Annotated in this window: 15 protein-coding genes; 10 read left to right on the top strand and 5 right to left on the bottom strand. The window is 68.6% G+C overall.

The window, feature by feature from the left end:
• Positions 1 to 334: 334 nt before the first annotated feature.
• Positions 335 to 2,800, top strand: coding sequence for a DUF3772 domain-containing protein (locus ACOCMH_RS06400; RefSeq protein WP_427308317.1), 2,466 nt, complete (start codon positions 335 to 337; stop codon positions 2,798 to 2,800).
• A gap of 18 nt (positions 2,801 to 2,818) precedes the next feature.
• Here ACOCMH_RS06400 and ACOCMH_RS06395 read toward each other — a convergent pair whose 3' ends face one another.
• The gene (locus ACOCMH_RS06395) at positions 2,819 to 3,331 is read right to left on the bottom strand and encodes a MarR family winged helix-turn-helix transcriptional regulator (RefSeq protein WP_427308315.1); all 513 of its coding nucleotides are present in this window, start codon (positions 3,329 to 3,331) and stop codon (positions 2,819 to 2,821) included.
• 67 nt (positions 3,332 to 3,398) lie between these two features.
• On the opposite strand from ACOCMH_RS06395, the gene ACOCMH_RS06390 reads away from it, so the two are divergent.
• The 7 genes from ACOCMH_RS06390 (at position 3,399) to ACOCMH_RS06360 (ending at position 8,281) form a co-directional block, all read left to right on the top strand.
• Positions 3,399 to 3,899 (top strand): carboxymuconolactone decarboxylase family protein, encoded by a 501-nt coding sequence (locus tag ACOCMH_RS06390; protein ID WP_427308313.1) that lies wholly within the window; start codon positions 3,399 to 3,401, stop codon positions 3,897 to 3,899.
• Positions 3,896 to 4,357 (top strand): GNAT family N-acetyltransferase, encoded by a 462-nt coding sequence (locus ACOCMH_RS06385; protein ID WP_427308312.1) that lies wholly within the window; start codon positions 3,896 to 3,898, stop codon positions 4,355 to 4,357. The genes ACOCMH_RS06390 and ACOCMH_RS06385 overlap by 4 nt, the downstream gene beginning before the upstream one ends.
• Positions 4,354 to 4,971: an FMN-dependent NADH-azoreductase gene (locus tag ACOCMH_RS06380; RefSeq protein WP_427308311.1), complete on the top strand. Its 618-nt coding sequence runs from the start codon at positions 4,354 to 4,356 to the stop codon at positions 4,969 to 4,971. The genes ACOCMH_RS06385 and ACOCMH_RS06380 overlap by 4 nt, the downstream gene beginning before the upstream one ends.
• A 134-nt stretch (positions 4,972 to 5,105) precedes the next feature.
• Positions 5,106 to 5,993: a LysR family transcriptional regulator gene (locus ACOCMH_RS06375; RefSeq protein WP_427308309.1), complete on the top strand. Its 888-nt coding sequence runs from the start codon at positions 5,106 to 5,108 to the stop codon at positions 5,991 to 5,993.
• Positions 5,994 to 6,048: 55 nt separating this feature from the next.
• Positions 6,049 to 7,167, top strand: a complete 1,119-nt coding sequence (locus ACOCMH_RS06370; protein ID WP_427308307.1) for an NAD(P)H-dependent flavin oxidoreductase — start codon at positions 6,049 to 6,051, stop codon at positions 7,165 to 7,167.
• A gap of 170 nt (positions 7,168 to 7,337) precedes the next feature.
• Positions 7,338 to 7,685, top strand: a complete 348-nt coding sequence (locus ACOCMH_RS06365; protein WP_427308305.1) for a mechanosensitive ion channel protein MscS — start codon at positions 7,338 to 7,340, stop codon at positions 7,683 to 7,685.
• Positions 7,686 to 7,696: 11 nt separating this feature from the next.
• Positions 7,697 to 8,281, top strand: coding sequence for a methyltransferase domain-containing protein (locus tag ACOCMH_RS06360; RefSeq protein WP_427308304.1), 585 nt, complete (start codon positions 7,697 to 7,699; stop codon positions 8,279 to 8,281).
• Positions 8,282 to 8,547: 266 nt separating this feature from the next.
• On the opposite strand, the gene ACOCMH_RS06355 is transcribed toward ACOCMH_RS06360, so the two are convergent.
• The 4 genes from ACOCMH_RS06355 to ACOCMH_RS06340 form a co-directional block, all read right to left on the bottom strand.
• Positions 8,548 to 11,664 (bottom strand): efflux RND transporter permease subunit, encoded by a 3,117-nt coding sequence (locus ACOCMH_RS06355; RefSeq protein WP_427308302.1) that lies wholly within the window; start codon positions 11,662 to 11,664, stop codon positions 8,548 to 8,550.
• Positions 11,665 to 11,670: 6 nt separating this feature from the next.
• Complete coding sequence (locus ACOCMH_RS06350) at positions 11,671 to 12,831, bottom strand: efflux RND transporter periplasmic adaptor subunit (RefSeq protein ID WP_427308301.1); 1,161 nt, start codon at positions 12,829 to 12,831, stop codon at positions 11,671 to 11,673.
• A gap of 2 nt (positions 12,832 to 12,833) precedes the next feature.
• A complete protein-coding gene (locus tag ACOCMH_RS06345) occupies positions 12,834 to 14,288 on the bottom strand; it encodes a TolC family protein (protein WP_427308299.1) in 1,455 nt (484 codons plus the stop codon).
• A gap of 215 nt (positions 14,289 to 14,503) precedes the next feature.
• Positions 14,504 to 14,914 (bottom strand): cobalt-zinc-cadmium resistance protein, encoded by a 411-nt coding sequence (locus ACOCMH_RS06340; RefSeq protein WP_427308297.1) that lies wholly within the window; start codon positions 14,912 to 14,914, stop codon positions 14,504 to 14,506.
• Between the two features lie 310 nt (positions 14,915 to 15,224).
• Between ACOCMH_RS06340 and ACOCMH_RS06335 the strand changes: the two genes are divergently transcribed.
• Together ACOCMH_RS06335 and ACOCMH_RS06330 are read left to right on the top strand one after the other, a co-directional pair.
• Positions 15,225 to 15,455 carry an antitoxin of toxin-antitoxin stability system gene (locus ACOCMH_RS06335; RefSeq protein ID WP_427308296.1) on the top strand — a complete coding sequence of 77 codons (231 nt, stop codon included), beginning with the start codon at positions 15,225 to 15,227 and terminating at the stop codon, positions 15,453 to 15,455.
• Positions 15,448 to 15,807: a type II toxin-antitoxin system PemK/MazF family toxin gene (locus tag ACOCMH_RS06330; RefSeq protein ID WP_427308295.1), complete on the top strand. Its 360-nt coding sequence runs from the start codon at positions 15,448 to 15,450 to the stop codon at positions 15,805 to 15,807. Before ACOCMH_RS06335 ends, ACOCMH_RS06330 begins: the two co-directional genes overlap by 8 nt.
• The last annotated feature ends 25 nt before the right edge of the window (positions 15,808 to 15,832 follow it).

Genomic DNA, 15,832 nt, shown 5'->3' with positions numbered 1-15,832 from the left:
TCAATTTGTCACCGTGTGGCCGATGCGCCGCAGTATGCGGCAAGGTGGCGGATGCGCTTTTCTATAATTTCGCGAATCGCGGCGGGGTGGGTTGCCTGTTCCTGCCGCCACGGCCAGCCGCTGCCGGTGTTCCTTGACGGGAGCGCCGGTCCCTGGCCACACCATGCGCCGAAAGGATCGCCAGCGAGCAGCGGTCCCTTCGCCTGTTCATCGCCGGTATCCCGGCCGTTCCCGCATCGGATCGCCGCCGTCCCATTAGGGGCCGGCGCGCGTCTTCCATGCCGCAAGGCGATGCCGGGCCGCCGCGAACCGTCACCATCGACGAGATTCCGCCATGAGCAACGTTTCACGGCTCGCACTGGGCCTTGCGCTCGCCGCGCTATGCCACCTGATGCCAGCGGCCTTGCCCGCCGCCGTCGCGGCGCCGGCGTCCGCGGCCGCTTCCGCCACCGAGGCGCAACCGACGCCCGCCCTCACGCACGCCGACGCCGTCGCCGAACTCAAGCGCCTGCAGACCGAGCAGGACCGCATCAAGCAGCAGGCCTCCGACCCCGACGGCACCACCAAGCTGGACGAGCTGGACCATACCCTGCACAAGCTCGATGCCGACGTCGACAGCCTGTCCGCGGCGCTGACGCCGCAGCGCGCCCAGCTGCAGGCGCAGCTCGATGTGCTGGGCCCGCCGCCGACGGATGGCATGACCCGGGAAGCGCCGGCGGTGGTACGGCAGCGCGCCGAACTGAACGCACGCCGCATGCAGCTCGATGCGCAACTGAAGCAGGCGGCCGAAAGCAAGGAGAACATCGCCAACCTGAGCGGCCAGATCGGGCGGCTGCAGCGCAGCCAGATGAAAGACCAGCTGGCGCTGCGCTCGGACAGCATCCTGAACCCGCAGTTCTGGAAGCCGATGGTCAGCCCGGCCGCCGAGGACCGGGCGCGCATGGCCGCGTTCCTGGACCAGGTGGTGCCGATGGCGCAACTGGCCTGGCAGCCGTCGCAGCGCGCCGCCACCATCGCCCTGCTGCTGCTCGCACTGGGCGTGTGGCTGCTGGGCAAGCGCCTGGCCGAACGCGCGCTGGCCTGGTTCTGCCTGAACCGGCTGCCACCCACGCGCCTGCGGCGCAGCGCGCTGGCGCTGGCCACCACGCTCGCGACCGTGGCCACCACGGGGCTGGCGGTGCAGATCGTCTACAACGCCTTCGCGCGCAACTATGAACTGCCGCCGGACCTGATGACGCTGTACGGCGGGCTGCTCAAGCTGACCCTGACCAGCGCCCTGATCGCGGGGCTCGGCCGCGCCCTGCTGTGCACGCGCCACCCGTCCTGGCGGCTACCCGCGCTGGCCGACCCGGTGGCGCTGGCGATGAAGCCGTTCCCCGCGGTGCTGGCCGGGCTGTTGCTGCTGGCCGGCACGCTGGAACAGCTCAACCGCATTGCCGATACCAGCGTGCAGGTCACGCTGCTCGGGCGCGGGCTGGTCTCGCTGGTGGTGGTGCTGACCATCGGCGCGGCGCTGCTGCGCGCCAACCGCGTGCGCAGCGAGCTGGCCGCGGCGGGCGAGCAGCCGGAAGCGCGCGCCACGCTGGCCGGCATGATCCACGCCGGCGTCAGCCTGATCGTGGTCGTGTCGCTGGTGGCACTGGTGGCCGGCTATATCAGCTTTGCGCGCTTCCTGACCTATGAGCTGGTCTGGTTCGACATCGTGCTGTGCAGCCTGTACCTGCTGACCCAGGTCACGCGCGACACCTTCGAAAGCGTGTTCTCGACCCAGCACGCCAGCGGCCAGGTGATCAAGCAGCTGTTCGGCGTCGACGACGCGCGCCTGGAACAGGCCGCCACCATCCTGTCCGGCATCGGCGCCAGCCTGTTGCTGCTGCTGGCCGTGGTGGCGCTGCTGACCGGCGGCTTCGGCACCACCCCCGCTGACCTGGTCGACAGCCTGGTCACCGTGCTGGGCGGCGAAAAGCTGCGCAGCCTGAACATCATGCCGGAGCGCATCCTGAATGCGCTGGTCGCGCTGGGGGTGGGCATCTGGCTGCTGCGCACGGTGCGGCGCTGGCTGGATGCGGAACTGCTGCCCAAGCTGTGCATGGAGCAAGGGCTGCGCGCGTCGCTGATCACGCTGTTCAGCAATGTCGGCTACGTGCTGCTGGTGCTGCTGACGCTGTCGCTGCTGGGCGTGCGCTGGGACAACCTGGCGTGGATCGTCAGCGCGCTGTCGGTCGGCATCGGCTTCGGCCTGCAGGAAATCGTGAAGAACTTCGTGTCGGGGCTGATCCTGCTGACCGAGCGTCCGGTCAAGGTCGGCGACATGGTCAGCATCGCCGGGGTCGAGGGCGACATCCGCCGCATCAACGTGCGCGCCACCGAGATCCAGCTGGGCGACCGCTCCACGGTGATCGTGCCCAATTCGCAGCTGATCTCGCAGAACCTGCGCAACGTCACCATGAGCAACAGCACCCAGGGGGTGGCCTCGCTGCAGCTCACCTTCCCGCTGGACACCGATCCCGAGCAGCTGCGCGACCTGCTGCTGGACGTCTACCGCGAGAACGAAAGCATCCTCGACGTGCCGGCCCCGTCGGTGATGTTCAGCCAGCTGGCGCCCAACGGCATCACGCTGTCGGTGACCGGCTATGTCGGCAGCCCGCGCATCGCCGCGGCCACGCGCAGCGACCTGCTGTTCGAGATCCTCAAGCGGCTGCGCGCCGCGGGCATTTCGCTGTCGGTGCCGCAATCGCTGCGGCTGGAGAACATGCCGCCGTTCGGCGCCGAGCCGGAGCGCGCACTGGCGACCGGCTGACGCCGCACGGCAATGCCGCTATGCCTTGGCCGGGCCGGCGGCGTCTTCCACCGCCAGCGACACCAGCCAGCGGCGAATCACCTGCTCTTCCTGCGCCGTCAGGCCCGCCGCCAGGCGCGCCTCGTTGGCCATGACCCGCTCGCGGCACTGGGCCAGCAAGGCCTTGCCCTGCGCCGTCAGCGCAATGGTCTGGATGCGGCCGTGCACGGGATGCGGCGCGCGCTCGATATGGCCCGCCTTCTCCAGGTTGCCGACGATCACGCTGACGGTCTGCGGCGTCAGCAGCGCCAGCCGCGCCAGGTCGGCGCCCGACAGCCCTGCATACGCGCCCAGCATAGTCAGCACCACGAACTGCGGCGGCGTCACGTTCAGGTCGGCCAGCGCCCGCTCCATGCGCAGCCGGTTGGCCGCGCCGGCCTGGCGCAGCAGGTAGCCAAGGTGGCCGCTCTCGCCCCGCTTGCCTTCGCCGGGCGCTGGAACCGCAGTGGAAGCCGTGGCCGCGACGCCGCGCCTGGTGGTGGTCTTGCTCATAATGTCAGAACTCTTATATTATGTTCGTGCTCTGATATTAACCCAGTTCCGCCCAAGGAGGCCCGGAATGCCAGACCCGCATGCCAGCATGACGTTCGAATCCTTCACCCGCGCCGCGCCAGCCGTGTACGCGGCCCTGCGCGCGCTGGGCACCGCCGTGGATGACTCGGGACTCGACAAGCCGTTGACCGAGCTGATCAAGGTGCGCGTATCGCAGCTCAACGGCTGCGCCTTCTGCCTGCAGTTCCACCTGAACCTGGCGCGCCGGCATGGCGTGGACGCGCGCAAGCTTGACCTGGTCGCGGTCTGGCGCGAGGCCGGTGTCCATGGCGCGCGCGAGCAGGCGGCACTGGCCTGGGCCGAGGCCCTGACCGTGCTGGGCGCCACCGCGGGCGCCGGCGCCGAACACGCCCGCCAGCAGGCGCTGGCGCGGGTGCGCGAGCAGTTCAGCGAGGCCGAGATCCCCTACCTGACCACTGCGATCGCCGCGATCCAGGCATGGAACCGCATTGCCGCCGGCCTGCAGTTCCCGCCGCCGCCCGCGCAAGCGGCAGGGAGCGCCGCATGAACACCGCCACCGCCCCCCAGACCGAACTGCGGCATGTCGAGCATGACATGGAAGTGGCCGCCTGTTTTGCGCTGATGCGGCAATTGCGCCCGCACCTGGCCTCGGCCGATGAGCTGGTGGCGCGCTGGCGCCGCCAGGCGGCGACAGGCTATCGCCTGCTGGTGCTATGGGACCACGGCAAGCCGGTTGCGCTCGCCGGCTGGCGGGTGCAGGACAACCTGGTCCGCGGCGTTCACGCCTACGTCGATGACCTCGTCACCGACGCAAACGCGCGCAGCAGCGGCTACGGGCAGCAGGTGATGGACCGCCTGAAACACGAGGCGCGCCAGGCCGGCTGCCGCGCGCTGGTTCTGGATACGCCACTCGCCAACGTGCTGGGCCACCGCTTCTACTACCGCAATGGCCTGCTGGCGAGCGCGCTCCACTTCTACTTCCCCCTTGAGGAAAGCGACCGATGACTACCCTGCTTCACCTCAGCGCCAGCAGCCGCGGCGAGGCCTCATGCAGCCAGCAGGGCGCCGCGCGCTTGCTGGGGCAGATCGGCAATGGTTCGCTGCGCGTGATCGCGCGCGACCTGGCCGCCCAGCCGCTGCCGCATCCGGATCGTGCCACCGTCGAAGCCAGCCTGATGCCGCCCGAGCAGCGCGGCCCGGCCGACCATGCGGCGCTGGCGCTGTCCGAAACGCTGATCGCCGAACTGGAGGCCGCCGACGCGGTGCTGATCTCCACGCCGATGCACAACTTCACCGTGCCGTCGGCGCTCAAGGCATGGATCGACCTGGTGGTGCGGCCCAACCGCACCTTCCGCAATACGCCGGCCGGCAAGGTCGGCATGCTGGCGAACCGGCCGGTGCTGGCGGTGGTCTCTTGCGGCGGCCCGTTCGGGGAAGGTCCGGGGAGCCAGCAGGACTTCCTGACGCCCTACCTGAAGTACGTGTTCGCGGCGATCGGCATCACGCAAGTGGAAGTGATGCGCATGGAACGCATGAACTGGGGCCCGGACTTCGCCCAGATGGGGCTGGACAGCATACGGGTGCCGGCAGGCTGGCCCATGGAGACGGCGCCGGCCTGAGGCAGGCGAAGCCGGCTTTCGCGGCGCGGGGGCGTGGCTTTTGTTATTCTCGTGGAAAGATTTTTTGTATTGATATATTCTCTGAACGAGAATATCCAAGCGATTCGCTTGTCCCCTTCCCCGCCCGACCGCCGATGGAACTGGCTGAACTTGAAATCTTCCGCGCCGTCGCCACGGAGCAGAGCGTCACCCGTGCCGCGCGCCTGCTGGACCGGGTGCAGTCCAACGTCACCACGCGCGTCAAGCAACTGGAGGAAGCGCTCGGCGTGGCCCTGTTCCAGCGCGACAGCAAGCGCATGCTGCTGACGCCCGAGGGTCACCGGCTGCTCGCCTATGCCAACCAGATGCTGGCCCTGGCCGAAGAAGCGCGGCAGTCGGTGCAGGGCGCCGCACCGTCGGGCCGCCTGCGCATCGGCACCATGGAAAGCGCCGCCGCCAACCGCCTGCCGATGCCGCTGGCGCGGTTCCACGCGGCCTGGCCCGGCGTAGAGATCGAGATCCGGACCGGCACCACGCGCGCGCTGGTCGATGCCGTGCTCGACCACCGGCTGGACTGCGCCGTGGTGGCGCATCCGGGCGAGGGCCCGGCGCGCGCGGCCGACCTGGACGAACTGGCCCCCGGCCTGGAAGGCACCTACCTGTTCACCGAACACCTGCAACTGGTGCTGCCGGCCAGCCATCCCAGGGCACGCGGGCCGCGGGACGTGGCGTTGCGCCGCCTGGCGGCCTTCCCCAAGGGCTGCACCTACCGCCGGTGCGCCGAAGACTGGCTGGCGCAGGGCAGCGACGACATGCGCCAGCGCCTGGCCATCACCGAGATGCCGTCGTACCACGCCATGCTCGCCTGCGTCAGTGCCGGCACGGCGATGGCGATCCTGCCACGCTCGCTGCTGGCGCTGCACCGCGACGCCGTCGACGTGCAGACCGTGCCGGTGCGTGCGGTGCACACCTATATCGTCAAGCGTGCCGGCTATGCCACGCACGCCTGCGACGCCTTCGTGCGCGAACTGCGCGATGGCTGATCCCGCCATCGCGCCCGTCGCGCAATCGCCACCGACCCTGCCAAGGAGCGCCAAATTGACCGACTCGACCCCAACCGCTGACCGGCTGCCGCTGCTGCGCCGGCTTGGCATCCGCACCCCGATCATCCAGGCCCCGATGGCCGGTGTCGGCACGCCCGCGCTAGCCGCGGCCGTCACCCATGCCGGCGGGCTGGGCTCGCTTGGCGTAGGCGCCATGGACGCCGAAGCCGCGCGCAAGGCCATCCGCGAGACCCGCGCGCTGACCAGCGGGCCGTTCAACGTCAATGTGTTCTGCCATGCGCCGGCGGTCGCCGATGCGGCGCGCGAGCAGGCCTGGCTGGCCTACCTCGCGCCGCGCTTTGCCGAATTCGGCGCCACCCCACCGGCCACGCTGCGCGAGATCTATCGCAGCTACGTCAGCGACGACGCCATGCACGCGATGCTGCTGGAAGAACGCCCGGCCGTGGTCAGCTTCCATTTCGGGCTGCCCGATGCGGGCCGGATCCGCGCGCTGCGCGAAGCCGGCATGGTGCTGCTGGCCAGCGCCACCTCGCTGGACGAGGCGCGCGCCATCGAGGCGGCCGGCATCGACGCGATCGTTGCGCAGGGCATCGAGGCCGGCGGCCACCGCGGCGTGTTCGACCCCGCCGCCGTCGACGAGGGACTCGGCACCTTTGCACTGGTACGCGTATTGTCGACCCAGACCCGCCTGCCGGTGATCGCCGCGGGCGGCATCATGGACGGTGCCGGCATTGCCGCGGCGCTGGCGCTTGGCGCGCAGGCCGCGCAACTCGGCACCGCCTTTATTGCCTGCCCCGAGACCGTGGCCGACGACCCCTACCGCGAGGCGCTGCTGCAGGCGCGCAAGCGCCCGACCGTGCTGACGCGTGCCATCTCCGGCCGCAATGCCCGCGGCCTGGCCAACCGCTTTACCGAGCTGGGCGCGGCAGCCGGCGCGCCCGCCACGCCCGACTACCCGACCGCCTACGATGCGGGCAAGGCCCTGCACGCCGCCGCCAAGGCGCGCGGCAGCGCCGACTTTGCCGCGCAATGGGCCGGCCAGGCCGCGCCGCTGGCGCGCGCGCTGCCGGCGGCGGCGCTGGTTGCGGCGCTGGCCGGCGAACTTGCCGCCAGCGCGCGGGGGCTGGGCGCGCTGGCCGAAACGCTCGGATAAGCCGTTTCGGACACGGGCCGTTTTACCGCGTCTTACACCGGGTTAAAAAAGACAGATCTGAAAAGCCGCGGTTACAAAGCTAACAAGTCGGCCCGGGCGCCGAAACACCTTGCGCGCCAGTTTGCGTCCATCATTCAGGAACACAAGCTGTGCATGACAAGGAGTCCGAAATGCGCCCCTCCACCCGCATCGTCGCCACGGCGGTCCTGGCCGCGTCCCTGGTAGCCGCCGGTTCCGCCTCCGCGCACGGCCGCCACCACCATGGCGGCTCCAACGGCGGCGCCGTGCTCGCGGTCGGCGCGCTGGCCGGCCTGGCGCTGGGCGCCATGCTGGCCTCCGGACCGGTGATGGCGGCGCCGGTAGCGCCCCCGCCCGTCACCTACGCCCCCGCGCCGGTCTCTTACGCAGCGCCGGCGGTGCCGCCTGGCTATTGCTACCGCGACTACGACCGCGCCTACGTGCCGTGCGGACCGCAGCCTTCCGGCTACTACCGCGAGGCACCGTACTACGGCTACTGAGGCCTGCCGCCATGCCGGTCGACCGCGACTATTTCGCCGGCCTGTACGGCCGCAACCAGGATCCCTGGGGCATCGGCACGCGCTGGTACGAAGCGCGCAAGCGCGCCCTGCTGCTGGCGACGCTGCCGCGCGAGCGCTTCGGCCGCGCCTTCGAGCCCGGCTGCGGCGGCGGCCACCTGAGCGTGGCGCTGGCGCCGCGCTGCGATGCGCTGGTGGCGATGGAGCTGGCCGAGTCCGCCGCCGAGCAGGCGCGGCAACGGCTGGCGCCATTCCCGCAGGCGCGCGTGCTGACCGGCGAATTGCCGCAGCAGTGGCCCGAAGGCAGCTTCGACCTGATGGTGTTTTCCGAACTGGGCTACTACTTTCCCAAGCCGGACTGGCACGAAGTCGCGGCGATGGCGGCCGGCGCGCTCGCCGATGACGGCGTCATCGTCGCCTGCCATTTCCGCCATCCGTTCGCGGAGCAGCAGATCACCGCGCAGGCCGTGCATGACGCCATCGGCGCGCAACCCGGGTTGTATCGGCATATCCGTCACGAGGAGCCGGATTTCGTGCTGGAACTGTGGACGCGGCAGTTGGAGATGCGGCTGGCGTAGATATCAGCCTAATAGGGAAAGACAACGCCCCATGCAAGTGGCTACTTGCATGGGGCGTTGTCTTTGGAACAATTTGCCAAGCACACCGGCCCTTGACCGACCGCCTGGGTACTCCCTCTCCCGCTTGCGGGAGAGGGTTGGGGTGAGGGCGAGAGCGTCAACGAAGTGAAGGCTGTCGCTATTGCCACCGCCTGCCCTCACCCCTGCCCCTCTCCCTTGAGCGGGAGAGGGTAGCAAACCAGCGGGACATCAAGGCAATCACTGCCTCACACCGGCACATCCCGCGTCGGATCCGGCTTGCGGTCGTCAAACCAGCGATACAGCGTGGGCACCATCACCAGCGTCAGCAGCGTCGAGGTAATCAGTCCGCCGATCACCACCACCGCCAGCGGCCGCTGCACTTCGGAGCCCGGGCCGGTCGAGAACAGGAACGGCACCAGGCCCAGCATCGCAATGGTCGCGGTCATCATCACCGGACGGAAACGCTGCGTCGCGCCCTGCACCACCGCCTCATCGAGCGATAAGCCCGAATCGCGCAGCGTGCGGATATACGACACCAGCACCACCCCGTTCAGCACCGCCATGCCCCACAGCGCAATAAAGCCCACCGAGGCAGGCACCGACAGGTATTCGCCGGTGACGAACAGGCCGATGATGCCGCCGATGGAAGCGAATGGCAGCACCGTGATGATCAGCGTGGCAAAGCGCAGCGAGTTGAACAGCAGGAACAGCAGGAAGAAGATCGCGGCGATGGTGACCGGCACGATGATCTTCAGGTGGCCCATGGCGCGTTCCATGTTCTGGAACTGGCCGCCCCACTCGAGGTAGTAGCCTTCGGGCAGCTTCACCTTGGCGCCGGCGGCCTGCTGCAGCTCGGCGACAAAGCCGCCGAGGTCGCGGTCCTTCACGTTGATCATCACCACCACGCGACGCTTGGCCATTTCGCGGCTGATCTGCGCGGGACCGTCGTTGACCTCGATGCGGGCCACGCTCTGCAGCGGCACCTGCATGCCGTCTGGGGTGTTGACCAGCAGCTGCCGGATCGCTTGCACGTTGTTGCGGAACTCCTCCGGCAGGCGCACCGCCGCGGCAAAGCGGCGCTCGCCCTCGAAGATGTCGGTGGCGCGCTTGCCGCCGATGGCGATCTCGATCACGTCATGGATGTCCGACACGTTGAGCCCGTAGCGTGCAATCGCCTGCCGGTCGATCTCGATCGACAGGTACTGCTGGCCCGACACGCGCTCGATGCGGATGTCCTGCGAGCCCTGGATGCCGCCGGCCACGCGCGCGATCTCGCCCGCCAGTTCGCGCAGCTTGTCCAGGTCGTCGCCGAACACTTTCACCGCCACGTCCGAACGCACGCCGCTGACCATCTCGTCGACGCGATCCGAGATCGGCTGCGCCATCACGATCTGCACGCCCGGAATGGCCTTGAGCTTGTCGCGGATGGCGTTGGCGATATCGTCCTGGGTCCAGCCGTCGGGCCACTGGTCGCGGTCCTTCAGGCTGGCGATCGGAGTCGATTCGTTCTGGCCCTGCGGGTCCGCCGGGCTTTCGCCGCGGCCCACGCCCGACACCACCGACTTCACGCCCGGCACCTCCAGCACCAGCTTGTTGGCTTCCTTCTCCAGCTTGACCGACTCTTCCAGCGAGATGTTCGGCACGCGGTCGATCGCGGGCACGATCGAGCCTTCCTTCATCTCCGGAATGAAGGAGGTGCCCAGCAGCGGCACGATCAGCAACGTGGCGACGAAGGCCGCGACCGCGCTGATGACGGTCTTGCGGCTGTTGCCCAGCGCCCAGTGCAGCAGGCGCAAGTAGTGGCGCTTCATGAAGGCGATCACGCGCGTGTCATGCTCGGCGCCGCCCTTGAGCAGGTACGACGACAGCACCGGCGACAGTGTCATCGACAGGAACAGCGAGATCGCCAGCGCGATCGAGATGGTGAATGCCAGCGGCGCGAACATCTTGCCTTCCATGCCCGACAGCGTCATCAGCGGCAGGAACACCAGGATGATGATGCCCACGCCGACGATCACCGGCGTGGCCACTTCCTGCACCGCCTTGACCAGGATCTCGGTCTTGCTCAGTCCGGGCTCCTTGTGACCAAGCCGCTCGAACGCGTTCTCGACCACCACCACCGAGCCGTCGACCATCAGGCCGATGGCGATCGCCAGCCCCCCCAATGACATCAGGTTGGCCGACAGGCCGACTTCGTTCATCACCATGAAGGTCAGCAATGGCGTCAGCACCAGCGTGGCCAGCACGATCACCGATGAACGCACATCGCCCAGGAACAGGAACAGCACGATCACCACCAGCACCACGCCTTCGAGCAGCACCTTGGTCACGGTCCACAGCGCGGCGTCGACCAGCTCGCTGCGGTCATAGTACGGCACGATCTGCAGCTTGCCCGGCAGCATGCCGCGCTCATTGATCTCGGCCACGCGGGCCTTCACGCGGCTGACCACCTCCTTGGCATTGCCCCCGCGCATCATCATGACGATGCCGCCGACCGCCTCGGTCTGGCCGTTCTTGACCAGCGCGCCCTGGCGCACCTCATGGCCGATGGTGACGTTGGCGACGTCGCGCAGGTACACCGGCGTGCCGTTGATCTCCTTGAGCACGATGCTGCCCAGGTCGTCCACGCCGCGGGCCAGGCCCACGCCGCGGATCAGGTACTGCTCGGCATAGTGGGGCAGCACGCCGCCGCCGGAGTTTGCGTTGTTGCGCGCCAGCGCCTCATAGACCTGCTGGATCGAGATCTGGTAGTGGCGCATGCGCTCGGGGTTGACCAGCGCCTGGTACTGGCGCACGTAGCCGCCCTGCGAGTTGATCTCGGCCACGCCAGGAATCGATCGCAGCAGCGGACGCACCACCCAGTCCTGGGCGATGCGGCGCTCGGCCAGCTCTTCCTGGGTCAGTTCGTGGTTGCCGTCGTCGGCGCGGTCCAGCGTGTACTGGTAGACCTCGCCCAGGCCGGTGGAAACCGGGCCCAGCACCGGCGACACGCCTTCCGGCATGCGCCCGCCCACTTCGATCAGGCGCTCCATCACCAGCTGGCGCGCGAAATACACGTCGGTGGCATCGGTGAACACCAGCGTGATCAGGGACAGGCCCGCCTTGTTCAGCGAGCGCATCTCTTCCAGGCCGGGCAGGCCGGTCATGGCCATTTCCACCGGCACGGTGACAAAGCGCTCCACTTCCTCGGGCGAACGGCCCGCGGCTTCTGTGGCGATCTGCACCTGCACGTTGGTCACGTCTGGGAACGCATCCACCGACAGCTTGGTGGCAGCGCGCAGGCCGAAGAAGAACAGCACCACGGCGATCACGCACACCACCAGCCGCTGTTTGATGGCGGCTTCGACTAAAGATTTCATCATGGCGGCTTACCCTTGCTCGAGGCGCTTGCGCTCGTTGTCCAGGTGGAACGCGCCATCGACCACGATGCGGTCGCCGGCCTTCACGCCGTTCTGAACCACGCGCATGCCGTCGCTCTCGGCGCCCAGCTTGACCTTGGTCAGGCGGTACTTGTTGCCCGGCATCTCGACATAGACCAGCTCGTCGTTGCCGTCGCGCACCACCGCCGCGGCCGGCACCACCAACTGGTCGACCGGCTTGCCGGCAATCAGCATGCTGGCCAGCATGGCCGGCTTCAGGCGGCCTTCGCGGTTCTCCAGCTCGGTGCGGACCAGCACCGTGCGCGACTGCGGATTGACCGTGCGGCCCACGTAGATCAGCTTGCCGGTAATGGTTTGGCGCCCGGCGCCGTTCGCCAGCGACGGCACCTCGATCTCAACGCTCTGGCCTTCGGCCACCTGCGCGGCCTGCTGCTCGGGCACCTCGGCCACGACCCACACCCGCGACAGGTCGGCCACGGTGTAGAGCGCGTCGGCGGGCTGCACCACCTGGCCCTGCGCCACATTGCGCTCGACCACGGTGCCGCTGATGCTGGAATACACCGGCGAGTGCGAGTTGATGCTGCCGCTCTTGGCCAGTTGCGCGATCGAGGTCGCCGACATGCCCAGCACGCGCAGCTGGTCGCGGTAGGCGCGCATCTCGGCCGAGGCGATCGCCAGTTCGCTCTCGCGGCGCTGCAGTTCGCCGCGGCCGATCACGTCGGCGGCAAACAGCTGGCGTGCGCGCTCGGCGTTGCGGCCCTGCAGCTCGGTCTGGGCCTCGCTCTTCAGGAAGGCCATCTGCGCCGCGCCCAGCTCGCTGCTGTGCAGGCGCGCCAGCACCTGGCCGGCCTTCACTTCCTGGCCCAGCGTGGCATAGAGGTCGGTCACGCGGCCGGTCACGCTGGCGCCGATGCGCGACACGCGCTGTTCGTCGAAGTCGATGCGGCCGGACACGCGCAGCATCTCGCTGAACGGTGAGGTCGATACGGGCGCCACCTTCAGGCCCTTCTGCAGGTTGCCCTCCGGCTGGATCACGCCGGGCGGCAGCTTGGGCGCTTCGGCGACCGGTTCAGGTTGGTCGGAACAGGCCGCCAGGCTGAACGTCAGGACGGCGGCGGCCGTCAGCGAAAGCAGGAATTTGGGACGCATGGTTATTTCTGTTCGAGGTTGGATGCCGGCTGCAGGCCGGGCGCGGCGGTGGCGCCGGCGGCGGTCGACATAAGCTTTTCGATCTGGATCGCGGCCAGCTGCAGGTCGTACTGCGCGGCGATCAGCTCATTGCGCGCGCCACGCAGCACGCGCTGGGCATCGAGGTAGTCCAGGATGCCGCGCTCGCCGAAGCGGTAGGCGGCTTCGGCCACGCCCAGCGCCGACTCGGCCTCGCGCACGATGCCCGATTCCAGCGCCGTCACCTGGGCCTGGTTGATCTCGAACTGGCGGTAGGCCGCTTCCAGTTCCTGGGTCAGCTCGAACTCGCGCGCCTCGAGCGCGCTGCGCGCCTGCGTGGCCTGCGCCGCGGCTTCACCCACCGGCCCGCTGCGGCGGTCCCACAGCGGGATGGTCAGGATCAGGCCGATCTGCGAGACGTTGTTGTCAGGCTGGCGGTCGGTGCTGGCGCGCAGCGCCACTTCGGGCCAGCGCAGCGACTTCTGGTAGTCCACGCCCAGCTGCGCGCGTTCCAGCTCCATGCGGCGCTGGACCAGCTCGGCATTGCTGGCGGTCAGGGTGTCTCGCAACGCCGGCAGCGGCGGCACGTCGGGCGACTGGCCCAGCGTGCCCGCCAGCGAAAACTGCCCGGGCATGGCGCCGCCCACCTGCTGGCGCAGCGCCGCCTTGGCCTGGTTGACACGCAGCTCGGCGGTCTGCTGGCTCTTCTGCGACGCCAGCAATTCGGTCTCGGCCTTGATCAGCTCGTAGCGCGGGGCCTCGCCCACTTCCACGCGCAGGCGTGCGCGCGAGTGGATCTGGCGCATCATCGCCAGGTCTTCCTCGGCGGCATGCAGCTCGCTCTCGCGGCGCAGCACATCGTAATAGGCGGTCTTCACGCGGGCGGCCAGATCGGCGCGAAAGCCCTGCCGCACCGCCTGCGACGATTCCAGCCCGCGGGTCGCCATGGCCTCGCGCAGGCTGCGCTGGTGCGGGTAATCGAACTTCTGCACCACCGCATAAGTGGGCGCGTTGCCGCTGGCCACGCCCGGCTGCTTGCCGGACAGGCGGCCATACATCACCTCGACCTGCGGATTGGGATAGGCCCGGGCGCTGCTGATCGCGGCGCTGGCCGCATCGACATTGGCCTCGGCGGCCGCCACGCCCTTGTTGGTGGACTGGGCCAGGTCGAGCAGCTGGGGCAGCGAGTAGGCGGGCCCCGCCACGGCGCCGGCGGCACCCGCGGACGCGGGCTTCGGCACGGCGGCGGCCGCCAGGATCGCGTCGCCCGGCAGGGGCGCGGCAGCAGGTTTGGACAGCGGTGCACGGCCAGCGGGCGCGGCACCGGCCACGTCCGTCGCCTGCGCGGACGCCCTGCCTTGGGCTCCGGCCTGCGCCGGGGCCGAGGCAAGCGCCATCAGCGAAAGCGACGCGATCAGGGTCAGCTTGGTTGTTGTCATGAGTCGGGAAAGCAAGCAATACATCTGCCGTTCGCCATGCTGCCGCCCGCCCGGGTGAAGGCGTCACGGGGACGCATTCACGGCAGGACGCACAACGGCGGCGGCATGCCCGCGCGCTCAGGCGGCGGGCAGGCTGGCGATATCAGGCAAGGGGGCGCGGCCCGCGGCATGGCGGCTGCATGCGGCAGCGCGCGCGGTGCGGGCGCAGGAAACGATCAGGCGAGGGAGATGGGAGGCCGGAAAAAGGCCGAAGGCGGAGGGTCGGCGCGGCCCGGCGGCTGCTGGGCCACGTCGCCGGTGGGCAATAGCAGCTTCACCGGCGGCAACGCAAACAGCGCGCTGGATTCTTCGATTTCGTCGAGCAGGTCGAGCGGATCGAGCAGGTCGGCCGACCAGATATTGCAGTAGCCGGGGGGCGGGTCATCGCAGACATCGTCGTCGTGCAGGCCGTCGTCGCCGGGCACCACGATGCGGCCCAGGTCGTCGAGGGGTTGCGCCGCCGCCATGTCGATCAAATCTACCCCCGGCTGCTGCAGCCCCGGCAACGCCGCGCGCGCGTCCGCCGCTGCTCCAAAGGAGAGCAGCGACAAGCACATGGCGGTCAGCAGCAGGAACAACAGTCGCATGGGATCGGAGGCATTGACGGCATCACCGGGGCGCCGTGGCGAACCAGGCCGGCCGGGATGCTGCAGGACAGCATTGTAACTGAACGATTACGATTGACAGGGAATCGTTACGTTCGTTCCCTTGCTGCAGAGAGAACACGCGTCGTTCAGGTCTTTCAGACTTATCCCCTTTCTCGCTATCGCCCTCCGCCTTAGGCTTCCTTCACCTTGGTCGGGCGGCCAGACAACAGGCTCGTCTGCAATTTTGTAATACAAAATCGCGTGACATATGAGCGCTATACTTGCGTATTACCCATTGTCGGAGCCCTTCATGCAAGGCACGACCTTGTCATTCCGCGCAGGCGAAGAACTGGCCGAGCAAACCCGCGCCCTGGCGATGGCGGCAGGCCAGAAGACGTCGGACTATATCCGCGACGCCGTCCGCGAGAAAAACGAGCGCGAGCTGGCGAACCGTATCGCGATGCTTTCGCGCAAGCTCTCGGCGAAGCACCTGGCTGCCAACGAAGCAATGGACGGCGCCGCCGGAGACGGCCTTGATTGAACCGAAGCGGGGACAGATCTGGGAGGTCGATTTCAACCCGCAGACCCACCGGGAAGAGCCGGCCAAGCGCAACCGGCCTGCGCTGGTTCTGCAGACCGACCTGCTCAATGATGCGGGGCATGCGACCACTATTGTCGTACCCGGGACATCACAGACCGAAATGGAGGATTGCTTTCCGCTGCGCGTGGCGCTGGGGAAGCTGCCGGGCCTGGCCTATGAAACGGACCTTTTGATCGACCAGGTTCGCGCCGTATCCAATCGCCGCTTCATGGGCAGTCGGCCGGTGGCGACCCTTGCGGCCAATCACCTGCGTAAGGTGGAAGAGGCCATGCGCCTGCTGCTACGGCTCTAGGCCACGCTGCATGAGACGCAGTGAC

The sequence above is a fragment of the Cupriavidus sp. H39 genome (assembly GCF_050271075.1).
Lineage (GTDB): Bacteria > Pseudomonadota > Gammaproteobacteria > Burkholderiales > Burkholderiaceae > Cupriavidus > Cupriavidus necator_B.
Note: the sequence above shows the minus strand (reverse complement) of the source record. Positions and strands in the feature narration are given on the sequence as shown.